At 72.0% G+C, this 24,640-nt stretch carries 20 protein-coding genes; 5 read left to right on the forward strand and 15 right to left on the reverse strand.

Annotation, left to right across the window (positions count from 1 at the left end; genetic code table 11):
* Positions 1–93: 93 nt before the first annotated feature.
* Positions 94–1,131 (forward strand): Wadjet anti-phage system protein JetD domain-containing protein, encoded by a 1,038-nt coding sequence (locus tag ACTZWW_RS03500; protein ID WP_444779628.1) that lies wholly within the window; start codon positions 94–96, stop codon positions 1,129–1,131.
* A gap of 63 nt (positions 1,132–1,194) precedes the next feature.
* Here the strand turns inward: ACTZWW_RS03500 and gyrB are convergent, their stop codons facing one another.
* On the reverse strand, positions 1,195–3,621 hold the full coding sequence (gene gyrB, locus ACTZWW_RS03505) for a DNA topoisomerase (ATP-hydrolyzing) subunit B (protein WP_444779551.1): 2,427 nt from the start codon (positions 3,619–3,621) through the stop codon (positions 1,195–1,197).
* 273 nt (positions 3,622–3,894) lie between these two features.
* On the opposite strand from gyrB, the gene ACTZWW_RS03510 reads away from it, so the two are divergent.
* Positions 3,895–4,194 (forward strand): hypothetical protein, encoded by a 300-nt coding sequence (locus ACTZWW_RS03510; RefSeq protein WP_444779552.1) that lies wholly within the window; start codon positions 3,895–3,897, stop codon positions 4,192–4,194.
* On the opposite strand, the gene ACTZWW_RS03515 is transcribed toward ACTZWW_RS03510, so the two are convergent.
* The 7 genes from ACTZWW_RS03515 to lptF all read right to left on the reverse strand — a co-directional run bounded on the left by ACTZWW_RS03515 (position 4,131) and on the right by lptF (position 13,689).
* Positions 4,131–5,072 carry a 4-(cytidine 5'-diphospho)-2-C-methyl-D-erythritol kinase gene (locus ACTZWW_RS03515; protein WP_444779553.1) on the reverse strand — a complete coding sequence of 314 codons (942 nt, stop codon included), beginning with the start codon at positions 5,070–5,072 and terminating at the stop codon, positions 4,131–4,133. The genes ACTZWW_RS03510 and ACTZWW_RS03515 overlap by 64 nt on opposite strands.
* 7 nt (positions 5,073–5,079) lie before the next feature.
* Entirely contained in the window at positions 5,080–6,837 is a 1,758-nt protein-coding gene (locus ACTZWW_RS03520) for a tetratricopeptide repeat protein (protein WP_444779554.1), read from the reverse strand.
* A 134-nt stretch (positions 6,838–6,971) separates the two neighbouring features.
* Entirely contained in the window at positions 6,972–7,844 is an 873-nt protein-coding gene (rsmA, locus tag ACTZWW_RS03525) for a 16S rRNA (adenine(1518)-N(6)/adenine(1519)-N(6))-dimethyltransferase RsmA (RefSeq protein WP_444779555.1), read from the reverse strand.
* Positions 7,841–8,887: a 4-hydroxythreonine-4-phosphate dehydrogenase PdxA gene (gene pdxA, locus ACTZWW_RS03530; protein ID WP_444779556.1), complete on the reverse strand. Its 1,047-nt coding sequence runs from the start codon at positions 8,885–8,887 to the stop codon at positions 7,841–7,843. The genes rsmA and pdxA overlap by 4 nt, the downstream gene beginning before the upstream one ends.
* A 4-nt stretch (positions 8,888–8,891) precedes the next feature.
* Complete coding sequence (locus ACTZWW_RS03535) at positions 8,892–11,396, reverse strand: LPS-assembly protein LptD (protein WP_444779557.1); 2,505 nt, start codon at positions 11,394–11,396, stop codon at positions 8,892–8,894.
* A gap of 41 nt (positions 11,397–11,437) precedes the next feature.
* Entirely contained in the window at positions 11,438–12,526 is a 1,089-nt protein-coding gene (gene lptG, locus ACTZWW_RS03540) for an LPS export ABC transporter permease LptG (RefSeq protein ID WP_444779558.1), read from the reverse strand.
* Positions 12,526–13,689 (reverse strand): LPS export ABC transporter permease LptF, encoded by a 1,164-nt coding sequence (gene lptF, locus ACTZWW_RS03545; protein ID WP_444779559.1) that lies wholly within the window; start codon positions 13,687–13,689, stop codon positions 12,526–12,528. The genes lptG and lptF overlap by 1 nt, the downstream gene beginning before the upstream one ends.
* A gap of 152 nt (positions 13,690–13,841) precedes the next feature.
* Between lptF and purB the strand changes: the two genes are divergently transcribed.
* Together purB and ACTZWW_RS03555 are read left to right on the forward strand one after the other, a co-directional pair.
* The gene (gene purB / locus ACTZWW_RS03550) at positions 13,842–15,149 is read left to right on the forward strand and encodes an adenylosuccinate lyase (RefSeq protein WP_444779560.1); all 1,308 of its coding nucleotides are present in this window, start codon (positions 13,842–13,844) and stop codon (positions 15,147–15,149) included.
* 77 nt (positions 15,150–15,226) lie between these two features.
* Positions 15,227–16,489, forward strand: a complete 1,263-nt coding sequence (locus tag ACTZWW_RS03555; RefSeq protein ID WP_444779561.1) for a class I SAM-dependent methyltransferase — start codon at positions 15,227–15,229, stop codon at positions 16,487–16,489.
* A gap of 289 nt (positions 16,490–16,778) precedes the next feature.
* Here ACTZWW_RS03555 and ACTZWW_RS03560 read toward each other — a convergent pair whose 3' ends face one another.
* From ACTZWW_RS03560 to ACTZWW_RS03570, 3 genes are all read right to left on the reverse strand, one after another.
* On the reverse strand, positions 16,779–17,654 hold the full coding sequence (locus tag ACTZWW_RS03560; protein WP_444779629.1) for a cation diffusion facilitator family transporter: 876 nt from the start codon (positions 17,652–17,654) through the stop codon (positions 16,779–16,781).
* Positions 17,655–17,732: 78 nt separating this feature from the next.
* The gene (locus ACTZWW_RS03565; RefSeq protein WP_444779562.1) at positions 17,733–18,410 is read right to left on the reverse strand and encodes an O-methyltransferase; all 678 of its coding nucleotides are present in this window, start codon (positions 18,408–18,410) and stop codon (positions 17,733–17,735) included.
* A gap of 249 nt (positions 18,411–18,659) precedes the next feature.
* Positions 18,660–19,883: a bifunctional alpha/beta hydrolase/OsmC family protein gene (locus ACTZWW_RS03570; protein ID WP_444779563.1), complete on the reverse strand. Its 1,224-nt coding sequence runs from the start codon at positions 19,881–19,883 to the stop codon at positions 18,660–18,662.
* A 242-nt stretch (positions 19,884–20,125) separates the two neighbouring features.
* On the opposite strand from ACTZWW_RS03570, the gene ACTZWW_RS03575 reads away from it, so the two are divergent.
* Positions 20,126–21,118: a calcium/sodium antiporter gene (locus ACTZWW_RS03575; RefSeq protein ID WP_444779564.1), complete on the forward strand. Its 993-nt coding sequence runs from the start codon at positions 20,126–20,128 to the stop codon at positions 21,116–21,118.
* Here ACTZWW_RS03575 and ACTZWW_RS03580 read toward each other — a convergent pair.
* The 4 genes from ACTZWW_RS03580 to ACTZWW_RS03595 are packed head-to-tail and all read right to left on the reverse strand — an operon-like array spanning position 21,082 to position 24,633.
* A complete protein-coding gene (locus ACTZWW_RS03580; RefSeq protein ID WP_444779565.1) occupies positions 21,082–21,825 on the reverse strand; it encodes a hypothetical protein in 744 nt (247 codons plus the stop codon). The genes ACTZWW_RS03575 and ACTZWW_RS03580 overlap by 37 nt on opposite strands.
* Complete coding sequence (locus tag ACTZWW_RS03585; RefSeq protein WP_444779566.1) at positions 21,822–22,676, reverse strand: hypothetical protein; 855 nt, start codon at positions 22,674–22,676, stop codon at positions 21,822–21,824. The genes ACTZWW_RS03580 and ACTZWW_RS03585 overlap by 4 nt, the downstream gene beginning before the upstream one ends.
* Entirely contained in the window at positions 22,673–23,005 is a 333-nt protein-coding gene (locus ACTZWW_RS03590; protein WP_444779567.1) for a hypothetical protein, read from the reverse strand. Before ACTZWW_RS03590 ends, ACTZWW_RS03585 begins: the two co-directional genes overlap by 4 nt.
* The gene (locus ACTZWW_RS03595) at positions 23,002–24,633 is read right to left on the reverse strand and encodes a hypothetical protein (RefSeq protein ID WP_444779568.1); all 1,632 of its coding nucleotides are present in this window, start codon (positions 24,631–24,633) and stop codon (positions 23,002–23,004) included. The genes ACTZWW_RS03590 and ACTZWW_RS03595 overlap by 4 nt, the downstream gene beginning before the upstream one ends.
* Positions 24,634–24,640 lie beyond the last annotated feature (7 nt).

Raw genomic sequence — 24,640 nt, forward strand, 5'->3', positions numbered from 1 at the left:
GGCGTGGAGGCGATCGACGACAGTCCGGCGCGAAGCATCCTCCTCGCCCTCCTGCGCCGAGGAGACCGGGCAGCGGTGGCCAGGCGCGTGAGCATGCGTGTCGACTACGAGCGGATCCCGCGGCGAGCGGATGCTCGCGCGGCGCTCGAGCGCAGCCTCGCGCTCCTGGAGCGTGAGAACATCGTCGCCCTCGATCGTCGCAGGGGCGCGCGGCACCTGATCGACCGTGTGGTGCTCGTCGACGCCGACGCCCTCGCACGTCGGCTCGGCGTCGTACGCTTGGGTGATCAGGCGCAGACGCTGGAGGAAGCGGTCAAGGAGGCAGTCCCGGTCGACGGGGCTCTGGGTCGGCTTCTCGCCGACTGCGTCGCGCGGTGGAGACGAGGTGAGCCCGCGTACGGCCTCAGGCCGGAAGAGCAGACGGCGCGCAGGGCCGTCGAACGCTTCAAGCTGCTGCAGGCTCTCCTGGCCGGTGCCGGTCGCGGGCTCGATCGCCGGACCTTCTCGGTACGCTCGGTCGGGCGCAGCAAGGCGCTCGAAGCACATCAGGGCATGCTCTGCCAGATGCTGCGCCGAATCGGAGCGGCGGGCCTGTCGGACGAGGACGTTCTCGGGCGGCTCGGCCTCGAGCGGTTCATGCCCCAGGTCCTGGCGTCCGGCGGGTTCGATGTCCACTTCCCGCCTCCGGATGCCGACGCGCGGCTGCCGGGTACCGCGTTCCCATACGTGTGCATCGATCCGGCCTGGCTCGGAGGCTTGTGCCTACGCGCCACTGAGCGTCGCGCCGTCCTCACCATCGAGAACCTCGCGACCTTCAACCGATATGTGCGCGAGATTCGCGATCCGCGGCACATCGTGGTCTACACGGGCGGCTTTCCGGCCCAGACCGTCGTCGGCCTCCTCCGGCGTCTGCGCGACGCGGACCCCGGCGCCGCATTCTTCCATTGGGGCGATATCGACGAGGCCGGCTTCGAGATCGTGCGGTTCCTGGAGCGTGAACTCGACCGGGAGGTCACGCCCTTTCTCATGTGTCCCGTCCTGCTCGAGGCGCTCGGTTCCGCCGCCGGAACCGCCGGAGACGAACGTCGGCTCGAGCAGGAGACGCTCTCACCCTCGCCACTCCCCTGGTAGCCGACGAGGAGCTCCGGGCGACACCCGGGCGAGGCGCAGCATCACGCGCGGCCCAGGACGGCCTCACACGTCCAGGTTCGATACGCTCAATGCGTTGTCCTGGATGAACTCGCGGCGCGGCTCGACCACGTCGCCCATCAGCTTGACGAAGAGGTCGTCGGCGTCCGCCACGTCCTTGACCCTCACCTGGAGGAGCGAACGGGCCTCGCGGTCCAGCGTGGTCTCCCAGAGCTGGTCGGGGTTCATCTCCCCCAGGCCCTTGTAGCGCTGGAGCGTGATGCCCTTCTGGCCGACGCTCATGGCCGCCTCGAACAGCGCGCTCGGGCCGTAGAGCGTGCGCGTCTCGGCTTTGCGGACGAGCTCGACCGGGCGGTCGTAGATGTCCTGGAGCTTGCCGGCGCGCTCGTCGAGGCGCTTGGCCTCCTGGCTCTCGAGCAGCGCGGCGTCGAGCGTCTCGACCTGCGTGACGCCCCGCAGGGTGCGCGTGAAGACGAAGCCGTGATCGCGCACCTCGCCGGCCCAGCCGCGCTCGGTCTCCTCCGAGATCGCGTCGAGGCGCCGGGCGACGTAGGCGGCCGCCTGTCCGGCGGCGTCCGGATCGTCGACGAGCTGCGGGCGCAGCACGCCGGCGATCGCCGCCTGCTCGACGACGAAGCGGCGGTAGCGCGAGTGCAGGCCGTTGATGATGTTGCGGACGGTGCGCGCCTCGTCGACGAGCGCCTTGAGCTGCTCGCCCTGGAAGACGACCCCGGTCGCCAGCTTGAGCTGCGCGTCGGCCATGCCGGTCTCGATCAGGTAGTCCTCGAGCGCGCGCTCGTCCTTGGCGTAGATCGAGCTCTTGCCGCGCCCGACCTTGTAGAGCGGCGGCTGGGCGATGTAGAGGTGGCCTCGCTCGATCAATTCGGGCATCTGCCGGAAGAAGAACGTCAGAAGAAGCGTACGGATGTGGGAGCCGTCCACGTCCGCGTCCGTCATGATGATGATCTTGTGGTAGCGCAGCTTGTCCGGGTTGAACTCCTCGCGCCCGATGCCGGTGCCGAGCGCGGTGATCAGCGTGCCGATCTCCTGGGAGGACAGCATCTTGTCGAAGCGCGCGCGCTCCACGTTGAGGATCTTGCCGCGCAGCGGCAGTACCGCCTGGTACTCGCGCGCGCGGCCCTGCTTGGCGGAGCCGCCGGCGGAATCGCCCTCGACGATGAACAGCTCGGCCTTGGCAGGGTCGCGCTCCTGGCAATCGGCGAGCTTGCCGGGCAGCGAGGCGACGTCGAGCGCGCCCTTGCGGCGGGTGAGCTCGCGCGCCTTGCGCGCCGCCTCGCGGGCGGCGGCGGCCTCGACCACCTTGGAGGCGATGGTCTTGCCCTCGGCGGGGTGCGTCTCGAGGAAGTCGCGCAGCGCCTCGTTGACGACGTTCTCGACTGCCGGTCGCACCTCGGAGGAGACGAGCTTGTCCTTCGTCTGCGAGGAGAACTTCGGGTCGGGCACCTTCACGGAGACGACGGCGGTCAGGCCCTCGCGGCAATCGTCACCGGTGAGCGTGACCTTCTCCTTCTTGGTGAGGCCCGTCGTTTCCGCGTAGCTGGTGATCTGGCGGGTCAGCGCAGCGCGGAAGCCGGCGAGATGGGTGCCGCCGTCGCGCTGGGGAATGTTGTTGGTGAAGCACAGCACGTTCTCGTGGTAGCTGTCGTTCCACCACAGCGCGACCTCCACGGCGATGCCCTCGCGCTCCGCCTTGAGCATGATCGGCTTCTGCACGAGCGGGGTCTTCGCCCGGTCGAGGTAGCGCACGAAGGCCTCCGTGCCGCCCTCGTACATCAGCTCCTCGCGCTTCTTCTCCGCGTGGCGATTGTCGGAGAGGATGATGCGCACGCCCGAGTTCAGGAAGGCGAGCTCGCGCAGGCGGTGCTCCAGCGTGCCGTAGTCGAACTCCACCATCGTGAAGGTCTGCTGCGAGGGCATGAACGACACTTCCGTGCCGCGCTGCCCGTTCGACTCGCCGACCACCGCGAGCGGCGCCACCGGCACGCCGTGCTGGAACTCCATGAAGTGCTCCTTGCCGTTGCGCCAGATGCGCAGCTTCAGCCAGGTGGAGAGCGCGTTCACGACGGAGACGCCGACTCCGTGCAGGCCGCCGGAGACCTTGTATGAGTTCTGGTCGAACTTACCGCCCGCGTGCAGCTGGGTCATGATGACCTCGGCCGCCGAGACGCCTTCGCCGGAATGGATGTCGGTGGGAATGCCGCGGCCGTTGTCGGAGACCGTCACGGAGCCGTCCGCGTTGAGCGTGACGTTCACCGCGGTGGCGTGGCCGGCGAGAGCCTCGTCGATGGCGTTGTCGACCACCTCGTAGACCATGTGGTGCAGACCGGACCCGTCGTCCGTGTCGCCGATGTACATGCCCGGCCGCTTGCGGACGGCGTCGAGCCCCTTGAGCACCTTGATGGATTCGGCGCCGTAGGCGTCGGTGTCGAGATTGGTCGCAGGCTCTGCCATGAACGGGTCCCTGGAGCGCGCCGCGACGTGCGACGGGATCGCCCCCTCACGAGTTCGATTCGTCTTCTCTATTTAGGCGCTGCGGCTCGACTTTTCACCCACCGCGCCTCACGCGCGCGCGCCCGCGTGCATCTGTACACGGGTTTTTGCCGGCGCGCACGCCGGGACCGGAGGCGGGTCCCGGAGCGGATGCGTCGCAGACCGCGGCGGCGACCCTTCCGCCTCCTCGCGCGTTGGCCCTCACGATGAACCGACGACGCGAGGAGCCCTCCCATGCCAGAGCACGGCAGCGCAGACGCGCAGAACCATCCGCAGACTCCGCCGCCGCTCTCCGACAAGGCGCTCGCCGTCTTCGCCTTCGCGGCCTACCACCAGCTCGAGAGCGGGGAGCCGGTCACGGGCGTGGTGCGCCGTGACGGGGCCGGGCACGAGGCGGACGAGGAGGCGATCGCAGAGCTGCGCGAGGCCGGGCTCGTGAAGGTCGAGGAGAGGCGCGTGCTCTTCTCCGATCAGGGCGAAGCGGTGCTCGGCGCGCTGATCGGGGCGCTGCGGACGGTGGCGCCGCAGTCCTGAGCCGCGCCGAGCCGCGTCGCGCAGACCCACCACCCGGGATGATCCGCGGCGATGCGTTCTGCGGCGGCGGTGGCGTCCGCGTCGCTGCCGTAGAGCCCGAACACCGTCCCCCCCGAGCCCGACATCCGTGCGAGCGCGCAGCCGTCAGTCGCGCCGACGGCCGCGAGCACGTCCGAGACGACGGGCGCGACGGTGATCGCCGGCGCCTCGAGATCGTTGCCGACGGCGCGCAGGTGCGCGACGAATTCGGCCGCCGACAGGCCCGTCTCGGGCCCGGGCGTTGTCGGCGCGGCGCGCACCGCGCCCGGCACGAGGCCGAGCGCGCGGAACACGGCACGGGTCTCGACGGGGACGCGTGGATTGACGAGCACCGCGGGCAGTTCGGTGCAGGGGAGGGCAGGGCCGAGCCGCTCGCCGATGCCTTCCATCACGCACACACGACCGGCGAGGCAGACGGGGACGTCCGCGCCGGTCGCGGCGGCGGCCGCGATCATCCGCGGGTCGTCCGGCGAAAGGCCGTTGGCGCGGGCGAGGAGCCGCAGCGCCGCCGCCGCGTCGGCCGAGCCGCCGCCGATGCCGGACGCCACCGGCAGGCGCTTCGTCAGGCGAAACCGCCCGGACGTCAGGCCAGGAACCCGCTCGGCGAGCGCCCGCGCGGCCTTGACGACGAGATTGTCGGCGTCGCTCGTGAGCGCCGCCGCCTGCGGCCCGTCGACCGCGAGGGCCGTCCCGCCGCCGGGCACGAGCGCGAGATCGTCGCCGACGTCCGCGAAGGCGACGAGGCTCGACAATTCATGGTAGCCATCATCGCGCCGGCCGAGGACGGCGAGCGTCAGGTTCACCTTCGCCGCGGCGAAGGCGGTCAGCGCCTCGCTCACGGCGCGCTCAGCCGCCGTCGGCGCCGGTGCGCGGCGCCTGTGCCGCCTCGGGGGTGGAGGTGTCCTCGAGGCCGTGCTCGAGCTTGCGCACGATCTTCTCGCGGTCCTCGGGCTCGGGATCGTTGTCGAGCGCGTGCTGCCACTGGAACCGCGCCTCCAGCCGGCGGCCGACGCGCCAGTAGGCGTCTCCCAGGTGATCGTTGATCACCGGGTCGGATGGCTGCAGCTCCACGGCGCGCTCGAGCTCGCGCACGGCGTCGTCCCAGCGGCCGAGCCGATAGTAGGCCCAGCCGAGCGAGTCGATGATCATGCCGTCGCGGGGCGAGAGCGCCACCGCCTCCTTGAGCATGTCGAAGGCCTCTTCGATGTTGATGCCCATGTCGACCCAGGAGTAGCCCAGATAGTTGAGCACCTGCGCGCGTCCGATCGAGGAGCCCTCCGGCACGAGCTCGAGCGCCCGCTTCAGGTCGGACTCCGCCTTCGGCCATTGCTTGGCGCGCTCGAAGGAGGCACCGCGGAAGTAGAACATCGGCCAGTGCGCCGCGGTCGGCTCACCGACCAGCTCGATCGCGCGCGTGTAGTAGCGCGCCGCGTCGTTCCATTGCTGCCGCACGCGCAGGATGTTGGCCAGCGCCGTGACGACCTCGAGATCGTCCGGACGCTCCGCCATCAGCACCCGCAGGCGCGATTCCGCCTCGGCCTTGCGGTCGAGCCGCTCCAGGAGATGGGCGACCTCGATGTCGGCGTCGACGTTCAGAGGCGAGGTCGGAGAGACCTGCTCGTAGAGCAGGATCGCATCCTCCGGGCGGTCCATCCGGGCGAAGACGTCGGCGAGGGTGATGAGCGACATCTCGTGCTCGGGCGCGAGATGGAGCGCGAGCCGCAGGTAGATGATGGTGGGCATCTCGTCGCCCTGCGCGTTCCCGGCCGATCCGAGCGCGTAGAGCACCTCCGCCGCCCCCTCCGCGATCGAGGTCGCGGGACGCTCCGGCCGCTCGCCTTCTCGCAACGCGGCGATGCGCGCCTCCGCGAGCGGGTGGCGCTGCACCTGCTCGAGGAAGGCCTCGTAGATGCCGATCGCCTCCTCGGTGCGCCCCCGCCGGGCGATGTGGCGCGCGTAGGCGTCGACGATGGAGAGCGCGGTCGGCTGCGCGTCGTAGGCGGCGGCGAGGCGCGACTCGGCCTCCTCCGGCCGGCCCAGGAACGAGGCGAGCAGGCCGCCGTGGTAGAGCTGGAAGATCTCGAAGGCGGGCTCGCCGTCCAGGCGGTCGATCGCCGCCATGGCGGCATCGCCCTCGCGGGCGCCGGCATGCGCCCAGGCGGCGAGGAGCGTCGCCGTCAGGTCCGCGGCGCGGCTGCCGCTGCCGTCGTCGAAGCGCTCGAGCGCCTCGCGGAAGCGCGCGTCGCGCAGTGCGCCGACGCCGAGCGCGAGCCGCGCGAGCCCGTTCTGCGCGTCGATGGCGATCATCCGCTCGGCGATGCGCAGCGCGTCCGGCATCGCCCCGTCCGCCAGGAAGGCGACGAAGGCGCGCTCCATCAGCTCGGGGTTGGACGGATCGTCGAGGAGCGCCTCGCGCAGGAAGGTCGCCGCCGCCGTCGGATCGCGGGCGAGGCCGGCGACGTAGCCGGCGAGGAAATTGCCCGAGAGCGAGCGTGCGGGCTCGACGACGTCGCGCGCCTGCGCGCCGCCGCCGAGCAGCGTCACCGCGAGGAGCGCGGCCGCCAGTGCCAGGGACGAGCGGCTCGGGAGGGAGAATGTCGACAAGGAACGTCTCTCGGTGTTGGCGGGCAAGGGGCTGGGCTCCTATCTCGCGCGCCGGGGCGATCGGCGCGCGTCCGCGACGATGCGCGACCATGCCCCGTCCGCGCGGCGGTAGCAAGGCGAGACGACGTCGCGGCCTACCTCCCGGCCCGCGCCTCCCCGAGGGCACGCGCCATCGCCACGAACCCCTCGACGGCGACCTCCTCCGCCCTGGCCGTCGGTGCCACCCCGGAGGCCTCGATCAGCGGCGCGGGGTCGACGCCCAGCGATCTCAGGCTCTGGCGCAGCATCTTTCGCCGCTGGCCGAAGGCGGCGGCGGTCACCGCCTCGAGGGTGCGGACGTCGCACGGCGCGGGCTCCGCGCGGGGGGCGAGCCGCACGACGCTCGAGGTCACCTTCGGCGGCGGCACGAAGGCGGAGGGGGCGACGTCGAAGAGGATGTCCGCCTGGGTGCGCCAGCCGCACAGAACCCCGAGGCGGCCGTAGTCCTCGCGCTCCTCGGGCGTCGCGACGATGCGCTCGGCGACCTCGCGCTGGAACATCAGCGTGAGGCTCTCCCAGAAGGGCGGCCAGTCGGGCGTCGCCACCCAGCCCGTCAGGAGCTGGGTGCCGACGTTGTAGGGCAGGTTCGCGACGACGCGCGGGCGCCCCTCGCCCGGGCCGTCCAGGAGGAGCGCGCGCGGGTCGAAGGCGGCGGCGTCGGCCTCGACGACGGTGAGCCGGCCCGGATACCGCTCGGCGATCATCGCCAGCGCGGGGAGGCAGCGGGCATCACGCTCGATCGCGACCACGTGTGCCGCACCGCCGGCGAGCAGCGCGCGGGTGAGGCCGCCGGGACCGGGCCCGACCTCGAGCACGCGCGCACCCTCGAGCCGCCCGGAGGCGCGGGCGATCCGGCTCGTCAGGTTGAGGTCGAACAGGAAGTTCTGGCCGAGCTGCTTCTTGGGCGCGAGGTCGAAGTCCCGCACCACCTCCCGCAGCGGCGGCAGGTCGTCGATGGCGCCGCTCACGGCTCGGCCGCCCCGCCCGGCCTCCCTCGCACGCCGCGGGCGAGCCGGCCGGCGAGGGCGAGCGCGGCGACGAGGCTGTCGGGTCGCGCCACGCCGCGCCCGGCGATGTCGAAGGCCGTGCCGTGGTCGGGCGAGGTGCGGATGAAGGGCAGGCCCAGCGTGACGTTCACCGCCTCGTCGAAAGCGATCGTCTTGATCGGGACGAGGGCCTGGTCGTGGTACATCGCGAGCGCGACGTCGTAGCGCGTCCGCGCGCGGGCGTGGAACAGCGTGTCGGCGGGGTGGGGACCCGAGGCGTCGATGCCTTCCGCCCGCAGCGTCGCGATCGCCGGGGCGATCGTCTCGATCTCCTCGCGGCCCATGGCGCCGCCTTCGCCGGCATGCGGGTTGAGCCCCGCGAGCGCGAGCCGCGGGGCGGCGATGCCGAAGCGAACACGCAGGTCCCGCGCCACGATGCGGGCGACGGCGAGGATGCGCTCGGCGGTGAGCGCCTTCGGTACGTCGGCGAGCGCGATGTGCACCGTCACCGGCACCACCGCGAGGCCCTCGCTCCACAGCATCATCACGGAGAGCGGCGGCTGCGCGCCGGGCTCGGCGGCGAGCGCGGCGAGGAACTCGGTGTGGCCGGGATGGGCGAAGCCCGCCTCGTAGAGCACCGCCTTGGCGATCGGGCAGGTGACGACCGCGCCCGCGCGGCCCGCGCGTGCCAGCGCGACGGCGCGCTCGATCGATTCGAGGATGGCGGGTGCGTTCGCCGGATCCGGCCGGCCGGGCTCGGCGCGGACGCCCGCCTCGAGCGGGAGCACGGGCAGCGCCTCGTCGAAGAGGGCGGGCGCCTCCTCGATCGCGGAGATGGCCCGGACCGGCACGGCGATGCCCAGGGCACGCGCCACGCCGGCGAGATGATCCACGTCGCCGATCAGCGCGAACGGGGCGAGCCCGTGTGCCGCGCGGGAGCGCCAGGCCGCCAGCGCGATCTCCGGCCCGATCCCAGCGGGGTCGCCGAGCGTCAGCGCGAGGGGACGCGGCGGGGAGCTCGCCATGCGATCACTGCCTCTGATTGCGGCCGAGCGGGTCCTGCGAGAGATCCTGCCGGAAGCCGACCTCGCCGAGCGTCAGCAGCTCGAGCCGTGCCAGGAGCGTACGATTGTAGCGCTGGCCACCCGTGGCGCCGGCGATCGGCTTCGAGGTGAGCTGCACCGTGAAGATCGTGCATTCGTCCTCGTAGCCGCCGCCGATCGTCATCGCCGTGATCGCGTCGGAATCGAGGCCGCGGCTCGTGTCGTTGCGGTACTTGTCGAGGTCGACGTCGATGTCGCCCGTGACGAACCAGTTCCGCGTCAGGTAGAGCGTGCTCGACGCGCTGATGCCCTCGCGCGCCGTCGTGTAGCCGAGCTCCGGCTGGGGCGAGAGCCGGGCGTAGAGCACCGTCGCGGTGAGCGGGCCCACCCTGCCGGTCATGTCCGCCTCGAAGCGCTGGACCGAGAAGTCGTCCTTGTCGAACCGCGCGCGCGCGCCGGCGCGCAGGCCGGTGAACGGGCTGAACTCGAGCCGCCCGACCACGTCGGAGAAGCGGTCCTCGAGCCCCGAGCCTGAGCCGATGTCGAGGAGCCCACGCTGCGCGAAGGCGTTGCGGCCCACGAGGTGGACGGACTGGCCCAGCATGGCGTTGAGGTAGAGGCCGCCGTCGCCGGAATAGGTGTACTGCAGCCCGTAATTGCCGCGCACGCCGCCCTCGCTGCGGTCGAAGCCGGTGAACTTGTCCCACTCGAACAGGCCGGTGTCGTCGAAGACGAAGCTCTGCGCGTCCTCGTTCGGGAACTTGCCGACGAGCGTCTCGTCCGGCCGCGCCACGACCTGGACGATCGGCTCGACGACCTGCGTCCCGCCGAGCAGGTCGCCCGCCAGCGGGAAGCGGTACTCGAGCCCGATTCCCGGCATGACGCGCGCGTGGAAATCGTCGTCGCTGCCGGTGAAGGTGGCCACGTTGGCGTTCTGGAAGCCGGTTAGGTTCGGCGAGAACCACATCGCGTCGGCGCGGGCGTAGGCGAAGGGCGTCCAGGCCTGGCCCCAATCGTCGACGAAGCGGCGCCGCCAGCTCGTCTCGATGGACGCGCGCGTGTACGCGCCCGAGAGGCCGAAGGCGAGGCAGTCGCGGTCGTAGACGAGGCAGGTCGGGTAGTTCGCCTGGAGCCCCGGCGTGACGATGAGCGTCTCGTTCCTGTTCACGCCCTGGAACTGGGCCGCCTCGCGCGAGAGGCTCGTCAGGTTGGCGGTGACGCCGATCTCGCCGCCGATCGCCCAGGGCGCCTCGAAGCGGCGATCGTAGTCGAGCACCGGGTGGACGAGCGGCTGGTGCTTCTGGAAGTCGACGGCGGAGAGGCCCTTGAAGTAGTAGCCCCGCGCCTCGAAGAAGGAGCGCTCGCCGACGCCCGTGAGGAACAGCGAGGAGATCGCCTCGCTGCGGTAGGTCGAGATCGCGCTGATGGAGGCGTTGCCGAGGCCGTAGTCGGAGAGGAAGAAGCGGTCCGACACCAGCGTGACGTCCCAGCCGAAGGACCAGCGCGGGTTGATCGTGAAGCGGCCGACGCTCTCGATCATGCCGCGGCTCTCGTCGAAGCCCTCCGGCGGCTCCCTGCGGTCGAACGCGGCGGGATCGTTCTCGAAGATGCCGGCGGCGCGGATCGAGTAGGAGCCCGTCATCAACCGGTGGCGCCACTGCACGTCGGCGAGGAAGCCCTGACGGTCGAAGTAGGCGGGGCGCAGGGTGAGGTCGTAGTTCGGCGCGAGATTGATGAAGAACGGCACCCGCGCGCCTGTCCCGAGCGTCTGCGAGACGATCGGCGTCGGCGTGAGGAAGCCAGTCTTGCGGCGCACCGACGGGTCCGGCGACCAGAAGTAGGGGATGTAGGCGATCGGCACGCCCGCGAACTCGACGGTCGCGTTCTCGTAGTAGATCGTCTTCTCTTCGGTGTCGTGGATGATGCGCGCGGCCTTGACCTGCCACAGCGGCGGACGGCTCGGGTTGTCGGCGCAGGGCTCGCAGGTCGTGTAGGTGCCGCGCTCGAACACCGTCTGCTCGCCCTCGATCCGCTCCGCCCGCGGCGCGGTGAAGCGGCCGGTCGCGGCGCGGCCCGCGTCGACGACCGGCTGCTCGACGCGCAGCGAGTCGATGAAGCCCGAGCGGAAGTCCTCGGTGAGCTCGAACCGGTCGCCGGTGACGACGGTGCCGTCGGCCTGCGTGAGCCGGGCGTTGCCCTGGGCGAAGACGCGGCCGGTGTTGCGGTCGTAGGTGACGCGATCGGCCTGCAGCGTACGGCCGTCGTAGTTCATCTCGACGTTGCCGACGGCGGCGACGGTGTTGCGATCGTTGTCGTAGACGAGCTCGTCCGCCTCCACGAGGAGGCGCGCGTCCGGGTTCGCGGCCACCTGGCCGGCGATCGGATCGGGACCCGTGCCCTGCGCGTAGGCCGGCACGTGCGAGAGCACGGCCACGAGCGCCGTCGCCAGGGCCATGTGCGCCAGGGCCTTGCGCGCTTGTCCGACCGTCACTCGTCCCACCCTTCGAGGCCGGCGAGCCGTGGGGGCGACCATCAGCCGTCCTCCTTGTGCAAGAGCACCAGCACGCCGAGCAAACTCCCTACTACAGCCGGAAACCAGGCGGCGAGCGTGGTTCCCACCAGCCCCGAGCCGCCGAGATCCTCCATCAGCTCGGTGGCCACATAAAGCAGGAATCCCGCGGCGACGCCACCCAGAACCATCTGGCCTACGCCACCAAATCGGAAGAATCTTAAGGAAACGGATGCCGCCACCAGGATCATGGCGACGAACAGGAGGGGGCGCGCCATCAGCGCCTCGCGCTGGAGGTGGTAGCGCGTCGCGTCGAGCCCGGCGAGCTCCGTCTGCGCCGCCACGTCGTCGAGGTTCCAGAAGGGTACCGATTCGGGCGGCGTGAAGCTCGTGCGCAATTGTCCCGGGTCGAGGCTCGAGGCCAGCTCGTAGCGATCGTAGCTCTGCGGCTCGACGTCGAGCGCCGTCACCCGCGCGTCCAGCAGCTCCCAGCGGCCCTGCCGCAGCTCGCCCTCGCGCGCCTCGATCCGCTCGCGGAAGCGCCCCTGCAGGTCGAAGACGAAGATCGTCGGGCGCGACAGCCGCGTCGTGCCCTCGACGGCGGCCTCGGCGCGGATGATGGCGGTGCCCTCGGGGCTGCGCTGGCGGATCCAGACGTTCTGCGCCGCCGCGATGCCGGGGTCGCGGGCGAACAGCACCGCCTCGCGGGCACTCGCCTCCTGCTTCAGCGCCGCGGCGAGCGGGTTGTAGACGAAGACCGCGAACACGCCGACGGCCAGCGCCACGACGATGCCGGGCTGGAGGAACTGCCAGGCGGATACGCCGGCGGCTCGAGCGACGACGAGCTCGAGCTTGCGCGACAGGTTGAGCAGTGTGATCATCCCCCCGAACAGCACGGCGAAGGGCAGGACCTGCTCGGCGATCGCCGGCGAGCGCAGGAGCGAGAGCACCGCGACGTCGACGGCTCCCACGGTGGCGCTGTCGCCGGCCTGGCGCATCTGCTCGACGAAATCGAGCGTGTAGACGAGCAGGAAGACCGTGAGGAACACGCCGCCGATCGTGCGCAGGAAGCGCGCCGCGAGATAGGAGCCGAAGGTCGCGCCGACGAGCATCACGCCCTCCGGGCGGTGGCGAGCAGGCGCGCCGGCGCGAGGCGCGCGAGCCCGCCGGACAGGCGCGCGGTCAGCGCGGCGCTCTGCTGCGGGCGCATGGCGATCCACAGCGGGATCAAGATCCCCGCGATCGGTGCGGCCCAGACGAGTGCCACCGCCGCCGCCGACCCGACCGCGGCGCTCGAGGCGGCGAAGCCCGCGACGCGCACCAGGACCATCCCGATCACCGCCGCGGCGATCGCGGTCCCGCGCCCTTGGCGCGTGGTCACCGCCTGCCCGAGCGCGGCGAAGGCGATGGCGACGCCCGCCAGCGGGTAGAGCCACGCGGTGAGCCGGTCGTGCAGCTCCGCCCGGAAGCGCCCGGGCACCGCGCGGTAGTAGGGATCGTCCGGGTCGGGCGCGAACAGCGCGCCTGTGGACTGCTCGCGCGGCTTGTAGAGGATCGCCGCCTGCTCCGGGCCGAAGGCGGCGAGGTCGACGGCGTAGCGCTCGAACGTGACGATCGAGCCGTCCTGGCGTTCCGCCTGCTGGCGATGGATGCTGCCGGACTCGAGCAGCAGGTAGCTCCCGTCCTCGAGGTCGGCGGCGATGCCGCGCTCGGCGACGTAGACGACGGTGCGCTGCGGGTCGCGCCGGTCCTGCAGGAAGACGCCGAGCAGCGCGTCCCCCGCCTTGTCGCGGTAGGAGAAGGTGATGCCGCTGTCGAGCTCGGTGAACTGCCCCTCGCGGACCAGGTTCGCGACGAAGTCGGCACGGATCTGCGTGATGAGATGACGCAGCTGCGCGAAGCTCGCGGGCATGAGCCACAGCGTGTTGAGCGCGACCACGACCGCGACGATCCCGCCGAGCACCGCGAAGGGGCGCATCATCCGCCAGGGCGACATGCCCGCCGCTGCGGCGACGACCCACTCGGAATCGCCGTTGAGCTTGTTGAGCGTGTGGATCGAGGCGATGAACAGCGCCACCGGCGCGATCACCGTCACGAGCGCGGGCAGGGACAGCCCGGTGACCACCAGGAAGATGACGAAGGTCTGGCCCTTGCCGGTGATCAGGTCGAGCTCGCGCAGCGCCTGCGTGATCCAGATCACGCCGGTGAGCCCCACGAGGATCGTGAGGAACGCGCCGAGCACGGTTCCGAAGATGTAGCGTTCGATGCGCGTCATGCGGCGGGCTCCGACCCGTTCGCTACCGCCACTCGGCCCCCGTGGCAAGCGTCGCGGGGCGGGCTCACGTCGACGTGAGGCGGGCCGGCGGCTTCACCCCCGGGCCTCGGCGTGCTACGGCGCACGCCTCCCGCCCGAGAGGATGACGCCCCATGGTCCCGCGCTATTCCCGCCCCGAGATGACCGCGCTCTGGTCGCCGGAGACGAAGTTCCGGATCTGGTTCGAGATCGAGGCGCACGCGACCTCGGCGCTGGCGCAGCTCGGCGTGGTGCCGAAGGAGGCCGCCGCCGAGATCTGGGAGAAGGGCGCGGCCGCGACCTTCGACGTCGCGCGCATCGACGCGATCGAGCGCGAGACCAAGCACGACGTGATCGCCTTCCTCACGCATCTCGCCGAGATCGTGGGGCCGCAGGCGCGCTTCGTGCACCAGGGCATGACCTCGTCGGACGTGCTCGACACCACGTTCTCGGTCCAGCTCGTGCGGGCCTCCGACATCCTGCTGGCCGATCTCGACGCGCTGCTCGCCGCGCTCGAGCGGCGTGCCCGCGAGCACAAGCTCACGCCGACCATCGGCCGCTCGCACGGCATCCACGCCGAGCCGACGACCTTCGGGGTGAAGCTCGCCCAGGCGCATGCGGAGTTCGCCCGCTGCCGGGCGCGTCTCGTCGCGGCCCGCGCCGAGATCGCGACCTGCGCCATCTCGGGCGCCGTCGGCACCTTCGCCAACATCGATCCGCGGGTGGAGGACTACGTCGCGGAGAAGCTCGGGCTCTCCCCCGAGCCCGTCTCGACGCAGGTGATCCCGCGCGACCGGCACGCGATGTTCTTCGCCACGCTGGCCGTGATCGCCTCCTCCGTCGAGCGCCTCGCGACCGAGATCCGCCACCTCCAGCGCACCGAGGTGCTGGAGGCCGAGGAGTACTTCTCGGCGGGCCAGAAGGGCTCCTCGGCGATGCCGCACAAGCGCAACCCGGTGCTGACCGAGAACCTGACCGGGCTCGCCCGCATGGTGCGCGCCTACTGCCTGCCGGCGATGGAGAACGTGGCGCTCTGGCACGAGCGCGACATCTCCCACTCCTCCGTCGAGCGCATGATCGGCCCGGACGCCACCATCACGCTCGACTTCGCGCTCGCACGCCTCACGGGCGTCGTCGACAAGCTCCTGATCTATCCCGAGCGCATGCAGGCGAACCTCGATCGGCTCGGCGGCCTGATCCATTCCCAGCGCGTGCTCCTCGCGCTGACGCAGAAGGGCGTCTCGCGTGAGGACGCCTACGCGCTCGTCCAGCGCAACGCGATGCCGGTCTGGCGCGGTGAGGGGGACTTCCTGACGCTGCTGAAGGCCGACCCGGAGGTCTCGGCGAAGCTCTCCGGGGCCGAGCTCGAGGCGCTGTTCGACCTCGGGTATCATCTCAAGCACGTCGATACGATCTTCGCGCGGGTGTTCGGGACCTCCTGACGCGCCGCGCGCGCTCTCGGAAACCGATCGGGTGCCGTGGCGTTCTTCTCCTGCGACGATCATTCGCGGGGGAGGTCATGGAACTCCTGTTGCGCAAGCTGTGCGACATCGCCGTCCGCGGCGGCCGGCTGGAGGTCGTCACCGCGTCCGGCAATCGCTTCGTGTCGGGCGACGGCGCGGGCGAGCCCGCGGTGACGATGCGCCTCACCGACGAGGCCGCGCAGCGCGCGCTCGTCCTCTATCCCGAGATGAAGCTCGGCGAGCTCTTCATGGAGGGCCGCCTCGTCCTCGATCGCGGCTCGATCTACGATCTCCTCGCGCTCTTGATGCGCGGGCGCCCGGGCGGACGGGGCGTGTGGGGCACGCGGCTCGTGCGCCGGCTGCGGCGGGCCGTGCTCGCGCTGTTCGCCCGCAACGGCGAGCGGCGGGCGCGGGCGAACGTACACCACCACTACGACCTCGATCACCGCCTCTACGACCTCTTCCTCGACGCCGACCGGCAATACAGCTGCGCCTATTTCGAGCGGCCCGGCCAGAGCCTGGACGAGGCGCAGCTCGCCAAGAAGCGGCACCTCACGGCCAAGCTCCTCGTCGATCCGGGTCACGAGGTGCTCGACATCGGCTGCGGCTGGGGCGGGCTCGCGCTCTACCTCGCGGGCGTCGCCGGAGCCGGGCGAGTGACGGGCGTGACGCTCTCCACCGAGCAGTACGAGATGGCGCGCGCGCGCGCCGTCCGGCAGGGGCTCTCGAGCCGCATCGACGTCGCGCTGAAGGACTACCGCCGGGTGGAGGGGCGCTTCGACCGGATCGTCTCGGTGGGCATGTTCGAGCATGTCGGCCCGGCGCACTACCGGGAATTCTTCGACACGGCGGCCCGGCTCCTGTGCGAGGACGGCGTGATGCTGCTCCACACGATCGGCTCGACCGGCGAGCCCGGCCCGACCAACCCCTGGATCACCCGCTGGGTCTTTCCCGGCGGCCACATCCCCGCCCTGTCGGAGATGATCCCCGCGATCGAGCGCGCGGGCCTGCGGCTCGCGGACGTCGAGGTCCTGCGGCTGCACTACGCCGAGACCCTGCGGGCCTGGCGCGAGCGCTTCCTGGCACGGCGCGAGGAGGCGGCGCGGCTCCTCGACGAGCGCTTCTGCCGGATGTGGGAGTTCTACCTCGCGAGCTGCGAGGCCGCCTTCCGCTACGAGGACCTCGTCGTCTTCCAGCTCCAGCTCACCCGCCGCAACGACGTCGTTCCGATGACGCGTGCCTACGTCGGCGAGCGCGAGCGCAGGCTGCGCGGCCTCGAGGCCGGCATGTCGGCGACGGCGGCGCGGCGGACGGGGTGAGCGGGGCTGCTCGGACCCGGAAGGAAGCGGCTGCCAGTACGAAGACGTCGTCGACGCTTCAGGCCTGCGATCGGGAGCTCCCCTCTCCCTCGTGGAGAGGGGCGGGGGATGTGGGGTGCCGCTGGAGGGAGCACGGTGTCGATGCAGGCCCCAGCCACCGTCGCGCGGCATCGGCGTCTTGTGAGTTCCGCACGCCCCCCACGCCCCCCACCCCCGGCACCTCCCCACGAGGGGAAGGGGAGAGCGTCGGCGGATCTCGGGCGGATGCGGTCGCGTCTTCGGCCTCTGCTCACAGCACGAGCACGCCGGTGTGCTTGGCCTTGTCCTCGGGCTCGACGTGGATCGTGATCACCGCCTCGCCGACGGCCGTCCGGAGCCCGCCCTCGATCCGGTCGCAGATCTCGTGGGCCTCGCACACGGTCATCTCGCCGGGCACGACGAGGTGGAAGTCGATGAAGGTCACGCGCCCGGCCTGGCGGGTGCGCAGGTCGTGCGCCTCGAGCGCGCCGTCGGCGTGGCGGGAGATCACGTCGCGGATCGCGCCGAGCTCCTCGGGCGCGACCGCCTCGTCCATCAGGCCCGACACCGACGACTTCACCAGCTGCCAGCCCGACCAGAGGATGTTGAGGGCGACGAGCAGCGCCAGGATCGGGTCGAGGATCAGCCATCCCGTCAGCGCGGCGAGCGCGACGCCCGCGAGCACGCCCACGGAGGACACGACGTCGGTGAGGAGGTGGCGCCCGTCCGCCGCGAGCGCCGGCGAGCGGCGGGTGCGGCCGGCCCGGATCAGTACGGCCGCCCAGACCCCGTTGATCACGCTCGCGAGCGCGTTGGCGGCGAGGCCGACGGGCCCGAACTCGGGCATGTGCGGCGCCGACAGCGCCCCATAGGCCGCGTGCGCGATCGAGAGCGCGGCGAGGATGATCAGCACACCCTCGATCACGGCGGAGAAGTACTCCGCCTTGTGGTGGCCGTAGGGGTGGTTGCGGTCGGCGGGCTTGGAGGAGAGCCACACGGCGACGAGCGCCGCGACTGCGGCCGCCACGTTGACGATGCTCTCGAGCGCATCCGAGTAGAGCGCGACCGACCCGGTCAGCCACCAGGCCGCGAGCTTCAGCCCCAGGACGAGCACGCCCACGGCGATGCTCCCCACCGCGAGCCGCATCACGGTGTTCACGAGCGCAGCTCCCTTCCGCCGGCCGATCTCGGCGGCGCCCGTGGGCGCCGGTGTCGCGCAGCGTTATCAGGCCTCGCCCACGATCGCCAGGGCGAACCCGTCCCAGCCCTTGACGCCCAGCGTCTGGATCGCGGTGGCCGTGAGCCGCTTCTCGCGGCCGATCGTCTCGATCACCGCGCGGGTGCCCACGACCGACGCGTCCGTGCTCGCGGCGTCGACGACGGCGCCCTCGCGCACGACGTTGTCGAAGATCAGCACCGTGCCGGGGCGCGAGAGGCGCAGGGCGCTGGCGAGGTAGTGCGGGTTCGAGGGCTTGTCGGCGTCGACGAAGACGAGGTCGAACGGCCCCGCGCCCTCCGCCTCCAGCGCGGCGAGCGTGTCGAGCGCGCGCCCGACGCGGATGTCGACGCGCTCGGCCATTCCGGCGCGGGCGAGATTGGCGCGCGCCGTCTCGGCGTGCTTCGGGTCGACCTCGAGCGTCGTTACGCGCCCGCCCTCGGGCAGCGCGCGGGCGAGGTGGATCGTCGAGTAGCCGCCGAGCGTACCGATCTCGAGGATGCGTCGGGCGCCCGCCATCCGCGCGAGGAGATGCAGCAGCTTGCCCTGCGCCGGCGACACGTCGATCGCCGGGAGCCCTGCGTCGACGTTGGCGGCGAGCGCAGCGTCGAGGGCGGGATCGGAGAGGGCTAGGGTGTCGGCGAACCAGGCGTCGACAGCGGCGGCTTCGGCTTCGGCTTCGGTCATGGCGATCTCTCCGATCTCGGCATCTCGATGTCCGTCCCCTCAGGGCTGGTCGGTTCACAAATCTCCATCGCCCGCGCCGGCTCTGGACGACCCGCGCCGGCACCCCCCTGTCCTTCCCCGTAGGGGAAGAAGAAGGCCTGTGCCTCGCGTCGCGGGGTCCGTACCTCGGCACGACGCCTGCAATGTGTGCATCGACCAGCCACGAGGGAGAGGGGAGAGCATCGGCATCGGCGTTTCGTACGTCCGATCCTACTCCTCCTCCAGCGTCTCGATCACCGAGGCGTGCTCCAGCGTGCGGTGCACGGGGCACATGTCGGCGATCTCCACGAGGCGGGCGCGCTCGGCGGGCGACAGGTCGCCCGTGATGCGCAGGCGGCGCACGAAGCGGTCGGCGCGGCGATGGCTGCCGGCCTCGGCGTCGGCGCTGTCCGTCGCGTGGACCTTGTCGTGGCCGACGTCGACGACGACGCTCTCCAGCGCGAGCTTCTTGCGCCGGGCGTACATCCGCAGCGTCATCGCCGTGCAGGCGCCGAGCGCCACCGAGAGGTACTGATAGGGCGTCGGCCCGAGATCCGAGCCGCCCAGCGCGCGCGGCTCGTCGGCGATCAGGGGAAAGCGCCCGTCCACCGACACGTGCTGGAGGAGGCCCGCGGGCGAATCCTCGCTCACCCGCACCACGCCCTCGTGGCGCGCGGCGGTCTCCTCGTCCGCCGGAGGCGGCAGGTAGCGCGCGGACCAGGCGGCGATGACGGAGGCGGCGTATTCCGCGTCCTCGGCGCGGGTCAGCAGGTGGTCGGCGTCGTCGAGCGTGACGAAGCTCTTGGGGTGCCTGGCGGCCAGGAAGATCGCGCTCGCGTTCTCGATGCCCACCGTCTCGTCGCGCGGGGCGTGGAGCACGAGGAGCGCCTTGCGCAGGTCCGCCAGCGCCGCACGCAGGCTCGCCTCGCGCACGTCCTCGACGAAGTCGCGGGTGATGGTGAAGTCGCGCCCGGCGAGGCTCACCCGCGCGGAGCCCTCGCGCTCGATCGCCTCGAGCGAGGCGCCCAGCGTGTGCGTCACGTGCGCGGGCTCCGCCGGCGCGCCGATGGTGACGACCGCCTTCGCCTCCGGGATCCGCGCCGCCGCCGCGATCGTCGCCGCCCCGCCGAGCGAATGGCCGATGAGGATCGCGGGCGCCTCCAGCGTGGCGCGCATGTGGTCGGCGGCGAGGACGAGGTCGGCGACGTTCGTCGTGAAGCTCGTGTTGGCGAACTCGCCTTGCGAGTGGCCGAGCCCGGTGAAGTCGAAGCGCAGGACGGCGATGCCCGAATCGGCGAGCGCGGCGGCGATCCGGCGCGCCGCCGCGAGATCCTTCGAGCAGGTGAAGCAATGGGTGAACAGCGCATAGGCGCGCGGCCGGCCGGGCGGCCGATCGAGGCGCGCGGCGAGCGTCTGGCCGTCGTGTCCGGGAAAGGCGATCTTCTCGATGGGCATGATGGCTCCGTCCTTCGCGATGAGCGTATCTCAATTCCCGTTCGCCCCTTGCGCAATTCGCGTTACCCCGCCATCTGACGCTCGCTACAGCGCCGGGCCCCTCTGGCGGAACGGGATGTCCCCCGTCCGCGATGTCGGAGCTGTTCCCTCGTTCGGGATCAGCCGGCGGCCGTGCGCGCACGCGCGAGACGGCGGCTGTTCGCGGACGGGCTTTCGCCCACCCCCGTCATTGGTGCATCTCCATGACAGTCACCCTTCTCCTCGTTCTCGGGGGCCTCGTCCTGCTGGTTCTCGGCGGCGACCTCCTGGTGCGCGGCGCGGTCAAGGCCGCGACGCGGCTCGGCGTCTCGCCTCTCGTCATCGGCCTCACGCTGGTCGGCTTCGGCACCTCGACGCCCGAGCTCGTCACCTCCGTCCAGGCCTCCCTCGCCGGCGCGCCGGGCATCGCCATCGGCAACATCGTCGGCTCCAACATCGCCAACATCCTGCTGATCCTCGGCATCTCGGCGCTGATCGCCCCGATCGCGATCCAATCGCGCGCTCTCACCCGGGACGGCGTGGTTGCGCTCGTGGTCGCCGTGCTCTTCGCCGCGCTCGCCTTCGTCTGGCCGCTCGACCGGGTGGTCGGCGCCGCCTTCGTCGCGGGCCTCGCGCTCTACATCTGGACGGCGTTCCGGCAGGAGCGTGCGGTGGTGCCCGCGCCGGACCACGGCGCGCTCTACGACAAGGCGGCGGCGACGCAGGGCGCCGACGACGCGCTCGTGCCCGACCCCGCCGAAAAGGGCGGCGGGCTCCTCGGGCCGATCCTGCTCGCGCTCGCGGGCCTCGTCCTCGTGGTGGGCGGCGGCAAGCTCCTCGTCGACGGCGCGACCGAGCTCGCGCGCGGGCTCGGCATCTCCGAGACGGTGATCGGGCTCACCGTGGTCGCGGTCGGCACCTCGCTGCCGGAGCTCGTCACCTCCGTCGTCGCGGCGCTGCGCCGCCAGGCCGACGTCGCCTTCGGCAACATCGTCGGCTCGAACATCTACAACATCCTCGGCATCGGCGGCGTCACCGCGCTCATCGCCCCCGTCGACATCCCCGCCGAGATCGCACGGTTCGACGCACCGGTGATGGTGGGCGTGACGCTGCTGATGCTGCTCTTCGCCTTCACGGGCAAACGCATCGCGCGCTGGGAGGGCGGCGTGCTGATCGGCGGCTACATGGCGTATCTCTGGTTCCTCTGGCCGGCCTGATCCGCGGCGAGCACCTCCGCCAGGAACGCCACGATCGCCCCGCTCACCACCGCGAGCGGGGCGAAGTCGCCCGTCGCCGGTGCCGCCGCGAGGGCCAAATGGTCGCCGGGGACGACGTGGAGCGGGGCGGGCGGGGAGGCGGCGTCGCGGCCGTAGGGCGCGAGCCAGCCGGGCGCCTCGCTCAGGATGGAGACGAGCCGGATGCCCACGGCACCAGCCTCGCCGCGCAGCCATCGCGCGAGGTCCGCCATGTCCGCGACGGTCAGGCCGAGCCCCGCGCCGATCTCGGGATAGGGGTCGCCGCGCTCGGGCAGGAGCAGGGGCGCATCCATCAGGAAGAGCAACGTCGGCGGGAGCCGCCCGCGCGCAGTCCGCGCCCGCAGCGCCAGCGCGGCGAGGAGGCCGCCGAGGCAATAGCCGACGAAGATCGCGGCGGGGCGTTCCGCCAGGAGCCCGTCGAGCGCCTCCCCGAAGGCTGCCTCGATCGGCGCGAGGGTGAAGGCGGGGTCGCTCTTGAAGCGGGCGACGCTCGCCGGGTAGCCGATCGTCGTCGTCGCGCAGCCGGGATGCGCCGCGGACAGGCGGGCCTGGAAGACGCCGGGGCGCTCCCGCGGCCCCCAGCTCGCGAAGGCGTCGCCCTCGAGCCCGTGCAGGAAGACGACGTGCGGCGCGCGGGGCGCCTCGACGAGCGGGTGGACCGCGATCACGCCGCCGCCTCCGCCATGAACGGGCGCGCCGCAGCCAGCAGCGCGTCGGGGTCGTAGCCGAAGCGCTCCGGCCCGCCGCGGTCGATCGGCCCGCCGGGCGCCGACTTCTGGATTGCGCACAGATGGACGAGGCCGAGGTCGCAGTCGCGTCCGCGCCCGGCGGCGACCGCCGCGGCGAAGGCGTCGAGCACCCGCGCCGCCACCGCCTCCGGCACGAGGGGCGTGGCGCGGTCGCCGTAGAAGTGCACGAACCGAGTCGGCGCCCCGGCGAGCCGCGGCGGCGCCTGGAGGTCGGCGACCCAGCGGATGCGGCCGGGCTCCGGCGGGCGGCGCTTGAGGATCGCGTTGATCGCCTCCTGCTCGCCGACTCCGTTCCAGGGGATCGCGGGCTTGACGAACTGCGTCATCGCCCAGGCGTCCCGCAGCAGGGCACGGGCATAGGTGCCAGCGCGCAGGGCGAAGACGCAGGTGTGCAGCGGCTGGGAGGCGCGCCCGAGCGCGGGGTCCAGGCCGAGATCGGCGAAGAAGGCGTCGGGGTCCTGCGCGACGACGTCCGCGTCGCCGTCGAGGACGTCGGCGAGGTCGCGCGCCGGCGCGAGCGCGACGGCGTCGGCATCGACCCACACCGCCCACTCGTGCGTCTCGAGCGCGGCCAGCAGCGCCGGGATCTTCGCCCAGCACGCCGGCCGCGGGCGGACATCGGGGAGCGTGTCGCGGAACGCGTAGCCCTGGCGCGCGGCATAGGCGCGCGCGGCCGCGACGCCGATCGGGCCGAGTCGCGCGTATTTCAGCCCGGCCGCGTCCGCAGGGACGACGTTGCCCGTGACGATCGCGACGCGGGCGCCGTTCACGCGGTCTCGACCACGGAGGTGAGGCGCTTCAGCGAGGCGAGCGTCGCGTCGTCGACCGTGCCCTCGACGCGCACGCCGGTCACCGTCGCGACGCCGTCGAAGGCGGCGTAGAGCGGCCCGTGCTCCTTCAGATGCCGGTCGACCGCCGCCTGGGACGCGGCGCCGACGCGGATGGTCATGATCGCGTTGCCGTCCTCCCAGCCGGCGGTGAGGGCGAGGTCGCCGCCTCCGCCGACGGCCGCGGCCACCTCGTCGCGGGCGGCTTCCGCCGCCTGCGCCTTGCCCGGGTCGACGGCGAGCGTCGCCGTCAGCGTGATCGGATGGCTCATGATCCCTCTCCCCGCAGCGCCTTGGAGGCGCTCGTCGACATGCCCCAGAAGACGATGGCGCCGTCGACCTTGCCGCCCTCGAAGACGATTCCGCCCCGATCGGCCCAGGTGACCGGCAGCGCGGCGTCGACGGCGAGCGGATCGATCGTCGGCAGCTGGTCGTACTGGCGCCTGGCCAGCGCCACCGCGACGTCGACGATCTTGCCGGCGGGGATCTCGACCGCCTTCTCGATGATCTTGAGCAGGATCTTGCTGCGGTTGGCCATGATCGCCGACTTGAAGCTCTGCACCCAGCCGGCGTTCGCGCCGTTGGCGACGGCCTCGCCCGCCTGCTGGCCGGCATCCTCCTCGGCGCGCTCGAGGTCCTCCTCGCTGGCGTGGCCGTCGAGCAGCCCCTGGATCTCCTCGTCCTCGAAGTCCGAGACGAGCTGGCCGCTCGCCTCCTCCTCGACCGACTCCGCGGCGGCGTTCTCGGCCGCGCCGGCCGCCGAGTCGAGGGCGCCGCCGATCACCGCGAACAGCACCTGGAGCGTGACGTTCACCGCGATCTGGAAGGCCTGCACGTCGTGATCGGGGATGACCGTGACGTGGAAGCTCTGCACCGGGTCGGCGACCTCGGCGATCACGAGATGGCCGTCGTCGCGGCGCACGATTCCCATCGTCACGAACTGCTCGGCGTTCATCGCCACCGTGATCTCGCCGGGGCCGTGCCAGGCGGGATAGGGGAAGTGCACGTTCGACATCGAGACGTGCGCCACCGCGCCGTTGAGCGTGAGCTGGAGATTGCCCGCCGGGATCGTCGGGTGGATCGTGCTCGTGCCGCCGTCGGAGTCCGAGTAGGTGAACGTCCCCCAGGTCATCGTCCCGGTGTTGTAGATCGTGCCCGTGGGGCTGGCGGAGAAGTCCGAGAGCGACGAGCCCTGGACGATCGCCGTGATGGCGGGCTTCAGGAGGTCCTCGTCCACCCGATGGGGGCCGAGCGCGACGGCGCGGTCGCAGCCCGGGGGCGCGCCGTCGAGCACACGCCCGTCCACCGCGACCTGCAGGTCGCTCATCGCGCGGTTCTCGGTCATGGCGAGGAGCGCCACGATGGCGCCGCGCGGGTCCATGGCGGGCAGCGGCGTGACGGCGACGGCGGCGGACGTCGGCACGATCCAGGGCTGCGCCGTCGCCGGCGCCGCGAGCGAGACGCCGGTCGAGATCGAGCCGAAGGCGCCGGCGAGGAGGGGCGCCTGCTGCTGCAGGATGGCGTGGAAGGCCTTCGCCACCTCGTAGACGTCGTCGCCGGTGACGCAGGGCGGGAAGCTGTAGCGGTCGAGCACGACGGCGTCCCCGCCCTCGGGCGCGATCGTGCCGTCCGCGCCGACCGCGAGCGTGATCACGACGCTGATCTTCGAGCCTGTGAGATCCAGCGGCGTCGCGCCGAGCGTCGCCGTGCCGGAGGCTACGGTGCAGGCGAGGACGATGCGGTTCGAGGGCGCGCCGGGGACGAGGTCCCAGGAGCCCCAGGCCCCCGCGACGCCGCCACCGGAGAAGGAGGCGGGAACCCGTCCGCTCGCCTTCAGCGCCGCGTCGACCGCGGTGAGCGTCGTGGCGTAGACGAGATCCCAGCCGAACGTGTCGAGCATGGTGGTG

The sequence above is a fragment of the Salinarimonas sp. NSM genome, from assembly GCF_052380005.1.
In the GTDB taxonomy this organism is placed as follows: Bacteria; Pseudomonadota; Alphaproteobacteria; order Rhizobiales; family Beijerinckiaceae; genus Salinarimonas.